The sequence below is a fragment of the Pseudidiomarina andamanensis genome (genome assembly GCF_009734345.1).
Classification (GTDB): domain Bacteria; phylum Pseudomonadota; class Gammaproteobacteria; order Enterobacterales; family Alteromonadaceae; genus Pseudidiomarina; species Pseudidiomarina andamanensis.
The window spans coordinates 938,440-954,732 of record NZ_CP032551.1 but is presented as its reverse complement, the minus strand read 5'-3'; the positions used below and the strand labels follow the sequence as shown (position 1 = coordinate 954,732).

General features: G+C 44.5%; 14 protein-coding genes and 1 other RNA gene. 6 read left to right on the top strand and 9 right to left on the bottom strand.

Annotation, left to right across the window (positions count from 1 at the left end; all coding sequences use genetic code 11):
* Positions 1 to 23: 23 nt before the first annotated feature.
* On the bottom strand, positions 24 to 2,483 hold the full coding sequence (gene fadE, locus D3795_RS04610) for an acyl-CoA dehydrogenase FadE (RefSeq protein WP_156266651.1): 2,460 nt from the start codon (positions 2,481 to 2,483) through the stop codon (positions 24 to 26).
* 184 nt (positions 2,484 to 2,667) lie between these two features.
* On the opposite strand from fadE, the gene D3795_RS04605 reads away from it, so the two are divergent.
* Complete coding sequence (locus D3795_RS04605; protein ID WP_156266649.1) at positions 2,668 to 3,366, top strand: DUF3108 domain-containing protein; 699 nt, start codon at positions 2,668 to 2,670, stop codon at positions 3,364 to 3,366.
* Between the two features lie 3 nt (positions 3,367 to 3,369).
* Here the strand turns inward: D3795_RS04605 and purN are convergent, their stop codons facing one another.
* Both purN and purM read right to left on the bottom strand, forming a co-directional pair.
* A complete protein-coding gene (gene purN / locus D3795_RS04600) occupies positions 3,370 to 4,008 on the bottom strand; it encodes a phosphoribosylglycinamide formyltransferase (protein WP_156266647.1) in 639 nt (212 codons plus the stop codon).
* The gene (gene purM, locus D3795_RS04595) at positions 4,005 to 5,051 is read right to left on the bottom strand and encodes a phosphoribosylformylglycinamidine cyclo-ligase (protein WP_126758512.1); all 1,047 of its coding nucleotides are present in this window, start codon (positions 5,049 to 5,051) and stop codon (positions 4,005 to 4,007) included. The genes purN and purM overlap by 4 nt, the downstream gene beginning before the upstream one ends.
* A gap of 162 nt (positions 5,052 to 5,213) precedes the next feature.
* Between purM and rimI the strand changes: the two genes are divergently transcribed.
* Positions 5,214 to 6,353 (top strand): ribosomal protein S18-alanine N-acetyltransferase, encoded by a 1,140-nt coding sequence (gene rimI / locus D3795_RS04590; RefSeq protein ID WP_126758513.1) that lies wholly within the window; start codon positions 5,214 to 5,216, stop codon positions 6,351 to 6,353.
* Between the two features lie 12 nt (positions 6,354 to 6,365).
* On the opposite strand, the gene D3795_RS04585 is transcribed toward rimI, so the two are convergent.
* Positions 6,366 to 7,214, bottom strand: a complete 849-nt coding sequence (locus D3795_RS04585; protein WP_156266645.1) for a hypothetical protein — start codon at positions 7,212 to 7,214, stop codon at positions 6,366 to 6,368.
* Between the two features lie 274 nt (positions 7,215 to 7,488).
* Here D3795_RS04585 and D3795_RS04580 point away from each other — a divergent pair, with 274 nt between their 5' ends.
* From D3795_RS04580 to D3795_RS04565, 4 genes are all read left to right on the top strand, one after another.
* The gene (locus D3795_RS04580; RefSeq protein WP_310942395.1) at positions 7,489 to 9,414 is read left to right on the top strand and encodes a S8 family serine peptidase; all 1,926 of its coding nucleotides are present in this window, start codon (positions 7,489 to 7,491) and stop codon (positions 9,412 to 9,414) included.
* 80 nt (positions 9,415 to 9,494) lie between these two features.
* Positions 9,495 to 9,854: a transfer-messenger RNA gene (gene ssrA / locus D3795_RS04575) on the top strand.
* A gap of 324 nt (positions 9,855 to 10,178) precedes the next feature.
* Entirely contained in the window at positions 10,179 to 10,481 is a 303-nt protein-coding gene (locus tag D3795_RS04570) for a hypothetical protein (RefSeq protein ID WP_156266641.1), read from the top strand.
* Between the two features lie 157 nt (positions 10,482 to 10,638).
* Positions 10,639 to 11,355, top strand: coding sequence for a site-specific integrase (locus tag D3795_RS04565; protein ID WP_156266639.1), 717 nt, complete (start codon positions 10,639 to 10,641; stop codon positions 11,353 to 11,355).
* A gap of 682 nt (positions 11,356 to 12,037) precedes the next feature.
* On the opposite strand, the gene D3795_RS04560 is transcribed toward D3795_RS04565, so the two are convergent.
* The 5 genes from D3795_RS04560 to D3795_RS04540 all read right to left on the bottom strand — a co-directional run bounded on the left by D3795_RS04560 (position 12,038) and on the right by D3795_RS04540 (position 16,289).
* Positions 12,038 to 12,913, bottom strand: a complete 876-nt coding sequence (locus D3795_RS04560; RefSeq protein ID WP_156266637.1) for a hypothetical protein — start codon at positions 12,911 to 12,913, stop codon at positions 12,038 to 12,040.
* A gap of 221 nt (positions 12,914 to 13,134) precedes the next feature.
* Complete coding sequence (locus D3795_RS04555; protein ID WP_156266635.1) at positions 13,135 to 13,284, bottom strand: hypothetical protein; 150 nt, start codon at positions 13,282 to 13,284, stop codon at positions 13,135 to 13,137.
* Positions 13,285 to 13,566: 282 nt separating this feature from the next.
* Positions 13,567 to 14,154: a hypothetical protein gene (locus D3795_RS04550; protein WP_156266633.1), complete on the bottom strand. Its 588-nt coding sequence runs from the start codon at positions 14,152 to 14,154 to the stop codon at positions 13,567 to 13,569.
* A 47-nt stretch (positions 14,155 to 14,201) separates the two neighbouring features.
* The gene (locus tag D3795_RS04545; protein ID WP_156266631.1) at positions 14,202 to 14,936 is read right to left on the bottom strand and encodes a hypothetical protein; all 735 of its coding nucleotides are present in this window, start codon (positions 14,934 to 14,936) and stop codon (positions 14,202 to 14,204) included.
* 36 nt (positions 14,937 to 14,972) lie between these two features.
* On the bottom strand, positions 14,973 to 16,289 hold the full coding sequence (locus D3795_RS04540) for an MvaI/BcnI family restriction endonuclease (RefSeq protein ID WP_156266629.1): 1,317 nt from the start codon (positions 16,287 to 16,289) through the stop codon (positions 14,973 to 14,975).
* Positions 16,290 to 16,293: the final 4 nt, after the last annotated feature.

Sequence of the window (16,293 nt, the reverse complement as noted above, 5' to 3'; positions counted from 1 at the left end):
CTTTGATTCAGGATAAGCAGTTGTTATGCCGCGTTATCTTGCTTCTTTACCGAGGCTAGCGCGACTTCGCGGGCATGTTTGCCGGCAATCAAGTCTTCGTGAGCAAAATCATCCACATTGATGACACGCAAACGGCCTTGTTCAGCACGGCGTAACAAATCAACTTCTTCGTCGCTTAATACGCCAAGCTCTTTGCCTTTTTGGGCCACTTGATCCAAGAACATAAACGGCATGCGACGGTCATTTGCGGCTTTACGAACCCGGTCAAACAGCGGCTCAGCAGCAATGATGTCACGCAAGGTTTGTTCTAAGTAACCAAACTGACCTTCAGGTGCCAAAAACTGACCTTTACCGAGGCGTTCACGACTTGCGTTGGGCAACAACAAGATCTTGGCAACTTTGCTATCTAACTTATCTGAAGGGCGCTTCGCAATGCGGCCAAATGGATACATGATGGCTTTCATGGTTTTGCCAACCAAGCCAAAGTTATCCAACAACGCTAACTGGCTTTCTTGCAGCTTATACAAAGTGTCTTGTAACGCCCAATGCATTAGCGGCAAGTCGTCTTTTTGACGGCCTTCGTCTTCGAAGCGTTTTAGTGTTGCTGAGGCAATGAATAAGTAGCTCAACATATCACCTAAACGTGCAGAAATACGCTGTTTACGCTTCAATGAACCGCCCAACACGCCCATTGCAACGTCTGAGAGCAATGCTAAGTTGGCACTAAAGCGATTCATTTGCTTGTAGTACGTTGCAGTGCTGTCACTGAATGGTGAACTGGTGAATCGCCAGAAGCCTAAACCTAACACCAACGAGCGAACGAAGTTGCTCATACCGAAGCCAATATGGCCCCAAATAGCTTTATCGAAACGTTTCAAGCCTTCGGCATTGGTTTCAGCTGACGCCAGCATTTCTTCCAGTACATAAGGATGGCAGCGAATAGCGCCTTGGCCGTAAATCATTAAGTTACGGGTCAGAATGTTGGCACCCTCAACCGTGATAGCAACCGGTACACCTTGGTAACCGCGACCTAAATAGTTATTCGGGCCTAAGCAGATACCTTTACCGCCGTGGATATCCATGGCGTCATCCATACAAGCTCGTAACTTCTCGGTCATGTGGTACTTGGCAATAGCCGAAATAACTGACGGCTTCTCGCCCAAATCAATCCCTTTGGTCGAGAAGGTTGTCACTGCATCCATCAAGTAAGCGTTACCACCAATACGTGCCAGTGCTTCTTGCACACCTTCCATTTTACCGACTGGCAAACGGAACTGGCGACGAATGTATGAGTACGCACCTGTAGCAAGTGCAATTGACTTCACGCCACCAGCGCTGTTTGAAGGCAGAGTAATTGCACGACCCACCGACAAACATTCAACCAGCATACGCCAGCCTTTGCCTGCCATTTCTGGGCCACCGATAATGTAATCCAGTGGGACGAACACATCTTTCCCGCGTACCGGACCGTTTTGGAATGGCACGTTCAGAGGGAAGTGACGACGACCCGTTTCAACACCTTTGGTGTCATGCGGAATCAATGCAGCAGTAATACCAAGCTCTTCTTTGTCGCCCAACAACTTGTCTGGGTCTGAAAGCTTAAATGCCAAGCCGAGAACCGTTGCAACTGGCGCAAGAGTGATATAACGCTTGTTGAAGTTTAAGCGAATACCGACAATTTCTTTGCCTTCCCACTCGCCTTTGCAAACCACGCCAGTGTCAGGAATCGAGCCGGCATCTGAGCCAGCTTCTGGGCTAGTTAAAGCAAAGCAAGGAATTTCCTGACCATTTGCCAAGCGAGGCAAGTAGTAATCTTTTTGCTCTTTCGTACCATAATGTTGCAACAATTCGCCTGGACCAAGCGAGTTTGGCACGCCAACAGTCGATGCCAAAATGGTGCTAACACCAGCTAGCTTCTGCAGCACACGTGATTGTGCGTAAGCGGAAAACTCAAGACCACCGTATTCTTTCTTAATGATCATTGCGAAGAACTTATGATCTTTCAGATATTGCCAAACGTGTTCGGGCATATCTGCAAGCTCGTGGGTTGCTTCCCAATCGTTCATCATTTTGCAGATTTCTTCACAGGGGCCGTCCAAGAACGCTTGTTCTTCAGCAGTCAATTCAGCTTTTTGAATACTGTGTAGCTTTTTCCAAGCAGGGGCGCCGCGGAAAAGCTCGCCTTCCCACCAAGTGGTACCTGCATCAATGGCGTCTTTTTCAGTTTCCGAAATTTCTGGCATGACCTTGCGATATGCACCAAGAATGCCTTTTGTCAGGACGCCACGACGGAACGGGGTCACATTCAATGGTACTAATACTAAAGCCAATAATATCCATAGCACGGGGCCGACGATGTCGAACCAACTACCAATGGCAAATAGACCGACAAGGCCAATGCTCGTAACGAGCAATGAACTGCGATAATACAAAAAGCCACCCAATACAAGCAGGGTAGCGATAACCCATAAGGCAATGCTCATGTTTTTAACTCCGTTGTTCTACTAGAGGTCTGACCAGTAATTTGTACGTTGAGGGTAGTCTCTTTGATCACTTTTTTCAAGCATAAAAGCGTAAGCGCCGGTGATAATTAAACTTTCTTTCAATGTTTATGTCTTAAGCTATAGTTAAAACGTTTTATTGCGAAACAATGAGTTAGGAAGGTGTATGAAATTTGTCCAAGGTTTAATGGCAACGGTTGCGTTGACAGCTTCAACTGCGGTTTTTGCTTTGACCGAGTTAACGCCCTATGAAACACGCTATGAGGTGACTCGTGGTGGGAGCGAATATGGCGAGGCGGTGCGCACGCTGACGTACGAAGATGGCTATTTCAATTTGTACACAGAAACTGAAATTTCATTGTTGTTTTTGTCTGACCGTCGGCGTTATTGGTCTGAGTTTAGTCTTGACGATGGCAAAGTGACGTCGCACGAATTTACTTATAAACGTTCGGGCACCGGTCGCAATAAAGGCTTTAGTGGTTCGTTTGACCATGAGCAGCAAGTTGTTATTGATAAAGAAACCAATCAACCGATAGCCGTTGATCCGAGTGTTTACCATATGGATGAGGCTGCTAGCATTGAGCAGTTGCGGCTAGATGTGCGTGGTGAAGAAACGGATTATCGATACGCCGTAGTTGATGAGAAAGGCCAAACCGATGAATTAGTGTTTAAACGTGTCGGCGAAGAGACTTTGCAATTGCCTTATGGCGAAATTAAAGCCATAAAAGTTGAACGTATTCGAGAAAATTCACGTCGCGAAACCGATTACTGGTTTGCACCTAAGTTGGATTATGTATTGGTAAAAATGGAACAGCGCGAAGATGGCGATGAGGTCGCCACCTTGCAATTGAAGACCTTCAACTAGCCATTATTCTGCAGCATAACCCGCAGCGCCAAGCAATTCACCGTCAAGTTCAGCACCGTCTGCCGTTAAACGCAGGCGGTCAGTGCAGAACCAGTTCACCACTAACGGGTAAATAGCATGCTCTTGTGTATGCACCCGTTGCTGCAGATCACTTGCCGTATCTTCTGGGAAAATAGGCACAGTCGCTTGCAGAATAACCGGCCCACCATCGAGCTCTTCCGTTACGAAATGAACGCTGACACCATGTTCGGTATCACCGGCATCAAGCGCGCGCTGATGGGTATTAATGCCTTTATACTTCGGTAATAACGACGGGTGAATATTCAACATGCGGCCGTGATAATGGCGAGTGAACTCCGGCGTTAAAATACGCATGAAGCCCGCCAACACCACCAAATCGGGTTGATAACCATCAATCAGTTTCAAAAGCTCGGCGTCGTAAGCTTCGCGGGTAGCGAAGTTTTTGTGCGACAATACCGCCGTTTCGATACCAACCGCCTGCGCTTTTCCCAGACCGCCGACACCGGCTTTGTTACTAATCACAGCAACAACTTCGCCAGCAATGCGGTGTGTTTTGCAGGCCTCAACAATGGCCTGCATGTTTGTACCTGAACCGCTAATTAAGACAACAATGCGCTTCATGAATGAATTTCAACTTGCGCTTCATTGGCAGTGCGAGCAGCAACTTGACCAATCACCCATGCATCTTCGCCGTGCTCACGAAGCAAGCTAACGGCTTGCTCTGCTTGTGCTTGTGGTAAAGCCATAATCAGACCAACACCACAGTTAAAGGTGCGATACATTTCTTTGGTGGTCACGTTGCCGTTCTGTTGTAACCAGTTAAATACCACTGGCCACTCCCAGCTGCTATCGTCGATAACGGCTTTAGCAGACTCCGGTAATACGCGAGGAATATTTTCCCAGAAGCCGCCACCGGTAATGTGCGAAATAGCATGTACCTCATGCTTTTCAAGCAGTGCGAGAACAGACTTCACATAAATTTTCGTTGGTGCCAACAGATGTTCAGCAAGAGGCTTACCATCAAGCATCTCAGTTGCTGCATTGGTTTCACTTACTTCAAGAATTTTGCGAATCAGCGAGTAACCGTTTGAATGCGGACCTGAAGAACCCAGAGCAATCAACGCATCGCCCGGAGCAACTTTGCTACCATCGATAATTTGCTCTTTTTCGACTACGCCCACACAGAAACCAGCGATATCGTAATCGCCGTGCTCGTACATGCCAGGCATTTCAGCGGTCTCGCCACCAATCAGCGCGCAGCCTGCTTGAACACAGCCTTCGCCAATGCCGGTGACCACGTCAGCGGCAACATCAACGTCAAGTTTGCCTGTTGCATAATAGTCGAGGAAGAATAGCGGCTCAGCACCTTGAACAATCAAATCGTTCACACACATGGCCACCAAATCGATACCGACGGTGTCATGCTTTTTCAAATCAATGGCTAAGCGTAATTTCGTGCCCACACCGTCGGTGCCTGACACCAAAACCGGTTGCTTGTATTTGGTAGGTAACTCGCAGAGTGCGCCGAAACCACCAATGCTCCCCATCACTTCTGGGCGTTTGGTTCGTTTAGTGACGCCTTTAATACGTTCAACTAAAGCATTACCTGCATCGATATCAACGCCAGCGTCTTTGTAACTTAAAGATGGTTTTTCAGTGCTCACGGGTGGGTCCTCAGCTCGGGCAAAAAATTTGCGCGCTAGTTTAGCACTTTCGAAGCGTCTGCGCGATAGCCGATTGCGCGCAGATAGTTGTTTTTTCGTTCAACTTTCAGCGTATAATAAACGCTCTCATCGTAGCGCGTGCCCGCACGCTTAGGCTGTTGTATGCAATTCAATGTTAATCAACTTCAACTTGTTCAAGCGACTCGCGATGATCTCGACGCTTTAGAACAAATTGAAAACTTAAGCTTTGTCACCGACCGCATTAGTCGTCGTAGTTTTCGTCGTTTTATCGACCAAAACATTGGCGACTTCAAAGTGGCAAAGTTCGATGGTCGTGTGATTGGTTACTATATTGTTTTGTATCGTCAAGCCACTGAATTAGCGCGTCTATATTCGTTAGCTGTTGACCCTGAGTTCCGTCGACGTGGGGTAGGGCGTTTATTGTTGGATGCCGCCGAAGATGATGCTGATGCACGCTTTTGCCTATTCATGCGCCTTGAAGTAAAAACCGATAATACCGCGGCATTAAAGATGTATCACCACGCCGGTTATTACGACATGGAAATTCGTCCGGAATATTATGAGGATGATAGTGATGCCTTGGTGTTACAAAAGCTACTGCCACGCTTTGAGACAAACTCACTCGATAACGGCAATCAACGCCTCGTTCCATATCGCACTCAAACCACCGAGTTCACTTGCGGTCCGGCGAGCTTGTTGATGGCCATGGCGTATTTCGATATTCCGTGCCCTGATCCGCATCATGAAGAGCTTGAGATATGGCGTGAAGCGACCACCATATTTATGACCTCGGGGCATGGTGGTTGTGGCCCTCATGGGCTTGCGCGTGCTGCTCTAAAACGTGGCCTGTCAGTTGAGCTACACGTGAGTGAATCGGGCCCGTTATTACTTGATTCGGTACGAAGTGCTGATAAGAAGCAAATTATGGCGCGTATTCAAGAATCCGATATTGCCGCTTTGAAACAAGCGGGCGTGCCTATTATTGTTGGCGATTATACGCTGAACCAGCTATTGCATGACCTTCATAAAGGCAAATTGGTGATTGCACTGATTAGTACGTATGTTTTTGACGAAAGCAAAGCGCCGCACTGGGTATTAATCTGTGCTGCCGATGACCATTACGTGTACATCAATGACCCTGATCAAGACAGTTTTCCGTGGCAATCAGCCGCCGATAGACAGTATTTGCCGATTCCGCTTGCTACTTTTAAACGAGCGTTTGGTTTTGGTCGACGTAAACAGCGCGCGGCTGTGGTTATCAGTCGCGCGTTGAATAATTGAGTTATTTCTAATCTAGCTCTTCGCGCGTTTTTTACTTGCTTTGACACGAACTTTTTCTAATTCGAGACTGTCATCTTGAGGAAGCGAGATAATACCAAGCCCTGATCGAACAAGTACGCGATTTTCATCCTGCTTTAATAGAACGCCATTCAGTTCAATAGTGATTCGGGGTGTCAAAAAAGTTGAATTGACGAGAATTTGCTCATGGTCGGTCAACTGACCAAGTCTGTCTTGTTGATATATATCGGTTAATTCATTGAAGCTTTGTTGAATGGCATCATAGATTGTCTTGTACTCGCTTTCGTCAAGACCGTCAGCTACATTTTTGAGTGGTACATGCAATGCTGTCTGATGGGTGTATCGACCACTCCATACTTTGCCGTCTGCTTGAGGTAATTCAACAATTAGTGCGGTACCCATGCGAAGTGTCTCATTTTCATCACGCACCACCATCATAAATGGATGAAAACGACCTTCTGCATTGTCATCATAATGAATACTTTTGGCCGAAGCCGCCTCTGTAAACATTGCACTCACTGGAATGGGAATTTTATTATACAACTGCGTGAGGTCGCTTTTCGTTTCTGCTTGAATCATCGAGATGTTCGCCAGCACTCCCAGTGGACCAAATGCGACGCCTAGCGCAACACCGCCCCCTCCGAAACTTTGCACATAAGCAATATCCTTTGCTTCATCTAGATGAACTTGAACATGACTCGCTGTATTTACACCATCATGTTTAAATAATTTATAACTTTCTGAGTTTTCTTTGGTTGTTAGCGGTGCTGGCGATTGATACTGAGGAGCGCTGGTACATCCAGCCGCTAACATAAAGCAACAAATTAAGAAAATCTTACGCATGGGAGAATCCGTTATTATTATTATAGGGAGCGCTAGAATACGAAATAATTAGTTAACAAATCAACAAATTTGACATGAATTAAAACCTGAATTTTACATACGGTTTACTTTTTAAATATTTAGTTAGACAACTAACCTTGTTATGGTCGTGTGGTTGCGAAAATCTATAGCAACAATTGTGTAGTAACCGAACTGCAGCCGAATGTTGTATCCCGCCGCTGTTAAGCACTGGCTTTTATACGCCAATCTCATAATAATAAAGAGAAGAAAATCTATGAAAAAGTTATCCTTCCTTGCGCTGTCGGCTCTCGCCGTATCAGTATCCAATGCCTACGCTCAGTCATCTGAACAGATTTCAGCTCAACCGTTGCAACGTGTTCAAACTGAAACAAACGAAACTCAGCGTTTCATTATAAAGTTTAAAGAGAACAGTGCAGCGGTGCAGCGCGCTGGTAACCGTGGTCGCTCAGAACTTGCTTTAGCACGCGCTAAAAGCATGGTTGAGAAAGCCGGTGGTAAGGTCAAAGTGAGCATGCGCCATAACCTTGCTATTGCTGCTGAAATGTCCCAAAAAGACATGAAACGTTTCGAGAAAAATCCGAATGTTGATTTCATTGAAGTTGACCAGAAGCGCCGCTTTATGGCGCAAACGGTGCCATATGGCATCAATATGGTGCAAGCAAACCTCGTAGATGACAGCGTCGCTTCAGCTGCCGCAGGCGGTAAAAAAATCTGTGTGATCGATTCAGGTTTAGATTTGCCACATGAAGATATGGGAACGCGCTTTGACACCATTAACGGTACCAACGATAGCGGTACCGGCAACTGGTATGACGAAGGTGGGCCGCATGGCACCCATGTTGCCGGTACTATTGCCGCGCTAAACAATGGGTTAGGTGTGCGTGGCGTGATTGGCAGTAATCCAAATATGCACATTGTGAAGGTATTTAATGCAAGCGGTTGGGGTTACTCATCGTCATTGGTTGCAGCCATTGAAACCTGCGCGGACAACGGCTCTGATGTGGTGAACATGAGCTTAGGTGGCGGTGGTGCTAGCCAAACCGAAGCGAACGCCATGCAGAACTTGTTCAATCAAGGCGTTTTATTGATTGCCGCTGCAGGTAACGACGGTTCTGCATATAGCTCAACCGATGCACTTTCGTACCCAGCGTCATACAACGCAGTTATGTCGGTAGCTGCGGTTGATAGCAATAAGGCGCTGGCATCGTTCTCACAAAAGAATAGCCAAGTGGAAATTGCCGCACCGGGTGTGAATGTATTTTCAACGTATCCTGAAGGAACCGGCAGCCAAGGTAACTATGGCAACATGAGCGGTACCTCAATGGCGTCGCCACATGTTGCAGGCGTTGCCGCACTTGTTTGGTCACATCATCCAACCTGTAGTGCTGCACAAATTCGTGATGCACTGAACGCATCTGCGCAAGATTTGGGCTCGGCAGGCCGCGATGTGAAATTTGGTTATGGTTTAGTGCAAACCAAAGATGCTATTGATTACCTCGACGCCAACGGCTGCAGTGGCTCAGGTGGCGGCGGTGAGCCACCGGCAGATGGCGTATTAACCAATGGTGTTACCGAAACGAATCTGTCTGCAAGTACGGGTGCATCATTGTATTACACGCTCGACGTACCAGCAGGTGCAACCGACTTAAGCTTTAGCATGAATGGTGGTACCGGTGATGGTGACCTTTATGTTCGCTTTGGTGCACAACCTACCTCATCAACCTATGATTGCCGTCCGTATCTGTCAGGTAATACCGAAACTTGTACCATTTCGAACGTACAAGCTGGTACTTATCATGTCATGATCAATGCTTACTCAAGCTTCTCTGGTGTGAACCTAACCGGTTCGTTCACTGAGCCAAGCACTGGTGGCGGTGAGGGCGGTTCAGCTTCAGCGACCGACTTATCAGGCGCAACAGGCTCGTGGACGCATTACTATGTCGATTTGCCAGCTGGCATGACGAGCTTGAATGTGACCATGTCTGGCGGTACTGGTGATGCTGACTTGTATGTTCGCCAAGGTTCTCAGCCAACTGAATCAAGCTACGATTGTCGCCCATATCGTTCAGGTAACAATGAAACCTGTGCGATTGATAATCCAGGCAGTGGTCGCTGGTACATCAGCTTGCAAGGTTATCAAGCCTATTCAGGTGTCGACTTGTTGGTTGAATGGCAATAAGGGTGTTTAATTGCGCTGTCAGCACTTGAAATAGCTGACAGCGCCACCATATAGGTGTAGACTTAAACACGTTAACCTTAGGGGCTGATTTGGATTCGACGGAATAAACGAAACCCAAGGTGCATGCCGAGGTGAGGCTGGCCTCGTAAAAAGCCTCAACTTAATAGTTGCAAACGACGACAACTACGCTTTAGCGGCTTAATAACCCGCTGAGTCCGACCCCTAGCGCTTTGTCTGTGAGACTAGGATCAGTCGGTTCACCCCAAAGCAGACTCGCGTGGAGGCTTCGCCCGTAGCCAAAGCGTTAAAACCAATCGGGATCGTCACCTTAAGTAGCCTGTCTGTCGGCGACTTGGTGATTAACTAAAAGACTGACTAAGCATGTAGGACCGAGGATGTAGGTATTACGGACGCGGGTTCAACTCCCGCCAGCTCCACCAAATCCAAATAAAACGCCGCTCATTGAGCGGCGTTTTTGTTTTTAAAATTCAATAATCGATTATTTATGTTCGTGTTTTTTCAAAGACGGATGTTTTGGTTTGTTTTCTTCTGTCACTCTACGCCGTTTATCAGTTTTTCCAGTTGATTCCGCTTTCGGCTTTGGACCGGGCTTAATTGTCATTTCAATCACCTCCAAACGTTTAACTCTTCACCGATTAAATTTAGTCCGCTCTGTTAAATATTCAAATCAAATTATTAAATTTGGTATATCACAAAACATTAGCTAAATAGATAGTGATAAGTAAACAATATTAAGGAGTCAGATGATGCGTCAATCTTTGATTTACTTGGGTATTGCTTCAACGATCTTTTTTGCTCAAAGCGTTATAGCCCAAGACATTTCGACAATACCTAATAATGTGAATTCAACGGTTCAATCGGTGAACGTTGAATGTAACGATGTTGTGGTTGAATTAAATGATTCATTCTCAAAAGCGTCTCCTGATGAGATATCAGAGTATGCAAAATGCTGCAAGGTTTGCAGGAAAGGGAAAGCATGCGGTGATAGTTGCATTTCAAGAAGTAAAAATTGCAATAAAGGAAAAGGTTGCGCTTGTGATGGTTGATTTGTAGAGGGTAAATTTGTCGAAGAAATTCCCGTCAGTAAATTAACTATCTAAACAATAATTTGGCATCACTCACAGTTATCGAAATGTGCGAACAATGGTCCAAGTAAAGATATAGAGATTGGGCGTATTGTGCACTCAAAGAAATAGCGGTCGGATGGATAACCACATTTTGCCAAACTTCGGTCAGCTTCGGGTGTGCGACTTCAAACCATCCCATTTTCGCAAATGGCAACGCAAGACGAGGTTGAACCCCAAAACCGCCAATGAAGTGCATAGCCTATTGAGCCAAGCGTTCGATTATTTGGTTTATGACGATATCATTGAGCGTAACCCAATGAAAAGTGTTAAACGCATGAAAACCGAGCGTGAAGAAGTTCAGCCATTCAATGCCGACGAACGTGAACGAATACTGGCAGCACTACCAGAGGGCTATGCTCGTGACTTTTACGAGTTCGCATTTTGGACAGGTCTAAGAACGGGTGAGCAAATCGGCTTGCGTTGGGATAATGTTGTTCTTGAACGCGGTGTGATTTTCATTCGTGAATCAATCGTGAAAGGGCGTAAAGCTGGTACGAAAACCGCTGGCAGTAACCGAACACACGAATTGCATGAGAACGCATTGGCTGTTCTGAAGCGATTAGCTCACCGCACCGGCTCTGTATTTCTTGACCCACAAACTGGCAAACGTTGGAAGTACGATGGCATTCCCCGCGAGCGGTACTGGCAACCTGCATTAAAACATTCTAAAGTCAGATACTTAAAGCCTTATGCGTATCGTCACACATACGCATCGACTATGCTTACGAACGGTGAAAACCCTATGTGGGTCGCTCGGCAGCTAGGTCATAAAGATTGGGGTATGATAAGGTAAGTCTATGGTCGGTGGATAACCTAGTAAATCCGACAAATTTCCTTGATTGCTTCTTTATTGGTTATCTTGATGTTTGCCCTAATTAACTCGTCATTATGCAATAGGAGCAGCTCCCTAGAAAATTGTTGTATTGCTCTCGCTGCCGGGATGAAACAAAGGAATGCAACTAAAAGGCATACCGTGAGGTATACATAGTCAACTGAAAAGTTACTACTTCTGCTGAAATTTTGTTGAAACATAATGATCACATTTCCACTTATCAGTGTGACAAGTGAACTTGTTAATTTAAACTTAATAAATGCCTTAAAGAATACAGTCCGTATATAGTAGGTGTTCTCGTTTTTATTCTGTTGAAATTTGTCCTGATGTACTGTCGTTTCTGGAAGAAAGTCTTCAATCTCCCATAATATAGCCTTGACATATAGAAGATTAATAAAATGACAAATTACAAAAACAAACAGTACAAAAAGACCAGAGGAAAACCTCAAATCTAATGCTTTAAAGACATCAAATAAGGTTAAAAAATCGATTTCAAAAAGAATGTCGAACAATCCGACGTTTCCGAATTCAGTTAACCGAATTTGATAAAGGTTTGAGAGAGCAGAAAGCACTAAAAAAGTAGACACAACATTTAAGCATGTCCTTGTATACCGATTAAATTTCGCGAACTCTACAGTGTCTATCATTCTTGAATTGCAATAAAGTGAATGTCACCAGCTATATTGTCGACAACATTAAATTCCGTAATTGAAAACCCATATATGTTGACGGATATTTCGTCATCTGTTGTCAAGTATTCTTTCATACGTTGAAGGTCTGCTAAATCTTTGAAGTAAAGTGTACGCTGTTTTCCTGTCACGACATCTATGCATTTCGCATGCATTTTGCTTTGATTCATTAAGTCGAGAGCCTTTATCCTTAGCTGATAAAGAAATGGCCCTATGATAGAGCGACCGTTTACGATTCTATTGAAATTTTCAGCTGTGAATCTATTAAACTCCAATCGAGTAGTTTCACCATTTGCTTTTTTTAACTCGATCCTAATTTGGCTTTGACCTGCGTGCTCGTGTCTTATTTCGCCCAGAATGGAATTGATTTCTCTACAAATTGCCTTTTTCGCAAAATCATCTTCTCGATCTGGCATTTGCTCTACGCGAATTTCGTCTTCTTGTTGGATTTGCGCAATTCTTTCTCTAATCTGTGCCGGGGTGATTGTCGCTTGGGGTTCTTGTCGATTAGCATCCTCCAAATAGTTGGCTATTTTCTCGGTTACAAATCTTGCGATAGGATTATTTTGATTCGCTATAAACTTTAATACTATTCCGTTATCTTCTGGATCTAAAACAATAAAATCTAATCCAGCTCTTTCGTCCCTCGTGATTCGTGCATTCTTGTGAATGCGTCCACGATGATGACTCAATAATGCCCGATCTACGGCCGCTGATAGGTGATGTAAGGTATTAGCATATGTTCTTAAGCCAATCTTATGATCATTCGTGACGATATCGCCAGAATAGTGAATACTAATATCGAAATTCTGGTGTTGTTCCCTTGGCATTATTGGCTCCTTTAAATTATAGTTATAAAAGAATCACTAATATTTACATGGTTAGGCGTCCAGATAAAGACATAAGTATTTATGAAAAATACAAATTTTATGGGTTCAACTCCCGCCTGCTCCACCAAATCCTAATAAAACGCCGCTCGTTGAGCGGCGTTTTTGTTTCCTTGTTACCTCTAAAGACTCTGGGGAAACGTCTGCAGGTGACATTTATCTATCTAATTCTTACAACCTTTTTTGTCGCAGTTTATTTTCTCGTGGGAATCAACCCAATGCGTTGGGTTGTCGTTTGTATTAAAACCGCATCCTGTTTTACCACCTTTCTTACCTTGGTGGACTACACCAGTAGGTGTGTGTTTTACAGCCATGCTGGGCTCCTTGAACTGAATTAAAGTAGTACAGTTGAGTATATAGAACATTAGACGCTGACTTGCAAAATTAAGTTGTTATAGAGGCGATTCAATTTATTTTACGGGGTAGTCACAATTAACTTACTGAGTACTAAAGGTGTACAAATTGGACGACTAATTGGACCGTCGAGTCAAGTTGATGGGAGAGGTGTTGGTATTATGAATTCAAATACGTAGTGAATGTTAGTCTTTTCGCTTTATTCCTAGAAAAGGCATAGTTTCAGAGCATTTGGCTTTCCTTTATTCTTGTATGTTTTGGAGCGAAACGATTCTAAATGGAAAATCATTTGGTTCTTGAAAGCCAGCAAAATCGCCATATCCAACTATATCGCCCCATATTCGCCACTCTTCATTATATTGATGTTCGTTAAGTAATTGTGAGTGGCAGTCTTCATTGGGAACTATGATTTCTGCTATGGTTCCCTCTAAGTTAAATTGAGGCCTATGCAGTCGCCACTCACGTTCCCAAGTAAAATCAATATTTGTGAATGGATCATACGTAACATGACGCCACTGTTGAGACTCGTGAAGAAGATCGAATTCTTCAGTTTGCTGATAGATGACAGGCCGCCCTCCGAGGCGGAAGATCTCAATTTTAGGAACACAAATGCCAAATGGATGATATCTAGCATTATTCTTTTCAACGTTATGAAAAATATTCTTTGGTGCTTCGGTAAAACAAATGCAGTTAAATCCTCCTTTAATCATGCCGTTACCGGCTAAAATTTTTCTTTCGTTGATAATTTTCATTAGGACATCTAAGGCAGTCATATCCTCTACCGGTTTTGTCCAATGTACTAAGTAATCAGACAAATCAATCCGTTTCATGATTTTTACCTTCTGGGATCAGTTAAATTGACACCAAAGAGATCAAATTAAGTTGCTTCGTACCTAGCTATTTTCCTTAGGGTCGCAATGACATCTTGAATATCATTTATTACCTCTGATAAGCGATCCAAAGAACTGTACTTCGTAAGATAGAAAGTGCTCGTTGTCGTTATAAACTGTTTACTTAATGGTGCATTGACCTCTGCACTAACAAGTTCGGTAAAATAAGTATTATCGTCTATCGAGTCACGCTCGAATTGCTTACAGCAATGAATCTGCCAGCTTATACTTGCAAGCTTATCAATGATTGGTTGTTCTATTGCAGCTGAGCAGCTTATTGCAGAGTTGACTTTAGATGAGATGTCTTCGATGACCTCTTCTAAACTTTTATTCACATCGTGAATGGCATCACCAACAATTTTTTCTGGTTGGGTAAGCTCATCGGGAGCTGTTTTTAATCCGAATAATAATGAGTCTATTCTTTTTTTAGTGGACTCCGGAATAGCCAATTTGTGTCTGTGAGGAATAATTAAAAGCAAATGAGCAAGTGCGGCTGAGGCGTCTTCCCTTTGAGCTTCAGTTACTTTTTGGTTACGCCAATTTTGATAACTAAATATCGCAGTTATAAGTATGCCCCAAGTACCAACAGCGGTGACGAAGTTAGATATAATCCCAACTTTATCGGAATTTAAATTTATCATCAGGCCTAGGAAAATACCTGATATGAGAACTCCTGATGTTGCTATCAACCATATTACAGCGTTTTCATTACCGAACTTCATAGGTAAGAGTCCTTCCAACGCACAGCATTCGCCAAATTATGTTTCATTTAGCTGTCGCTCCGAAAGCGTTATATAAAGATATTCTAGATTCTTCCAACCAACCCTAAATTGATTCCGCTTTTTGGGCTTCCACCTACCATCAACCAACTTCATATTCACGCCAGGATCGTAGTAAATGGTGCTGGTGTAGAGCGCACTAAGCAGCTTGTCTAAGCTTGTTCCTTTACCGAGCGTTACCTTAGGTCCGTACTGGTAGTACACCTTTTCTTCTTTAACAGCTGTGTAGGATACAAAACAGGTATTCGAGTGCTTGTTCTTCCAATGCTGAATGATCTTCTCAAACTTCCAACCAGCTGCTAACTCACCGGCGGGATCGCGCAACATCAAGCCCCCTTCAGGATCGGTCACTTTGCCTGATTTGGGGTCATATCCCTCAAGGTGCATGGTCAGATTGGTTTTAGCGTTTTGCTTACCGACATCATGCCGACTGGCGAAATCTAGACGTTCAGGCTGAATACGTGTGCCGTATTGGCGCAAAAACACCTCCAAATCATCAAGGTAGGTGCCAACATTAGGTTCTGGTGTCATGAGCGTAACAGCGCCGCCTGAGTGCGATTTAATCTCCCAATCCATAAAGTCTGGATCTGGCGACCCGTTGGGGGTGATGCCGAATTGGGCTTCAAGCGTGTAGCCAGCGCCATTTTGCGCTTTGTATGGAAGTAATTCACCACTTGCGTTGAGTCGGCAGGATTCAATAGGACCAAGTTCGTATATTTCCCGCAGCCGCTGTAACAGCTTTTCTTCACTCGATTGCTGACTACCTTTATATTCGTGAAAAACTGAGGCGACAAGCGTCGTTTGACCGCTTTCAATGAGCGCTTTGGCCTCTCGTTGGATCTCGCCGCCCCAGCCTGTGCAAAAAGCCCATATAGAACTTTCGTTGACGCCAAGTATGAGGTATCGGTTTGAGCCTTGGCGCTGTGCCCGTTGCTCTGGTGTCGGAGGCTGCATCAAATGGCTTGGTGCAATATTCCGATCGCAACCTCGCATAAATCCCGACATGCGGGTTTCAGGATATTTTGGATAGAGGATAATTTGCGCATATTGCGCTTTTTGCGTTTCACCGTTAGCCGTGACCCAATAGAAATCCAACGGTGCTTTGAATATAGGGCCTTTTTTACTTACACCATCCGCATAAACATCACCGGATGGGATCGCGCGAATGACCTCGAAATCTGAGCCGAGGTAGATTTGATTCTTTGAATTATCGTTATTCGCTAGAGCCTTAATTAAAATCCGTTTGGCTCCATTGAGCTTCATCTGCTCAACAATATTCGTTAATTCCATCAACATGATA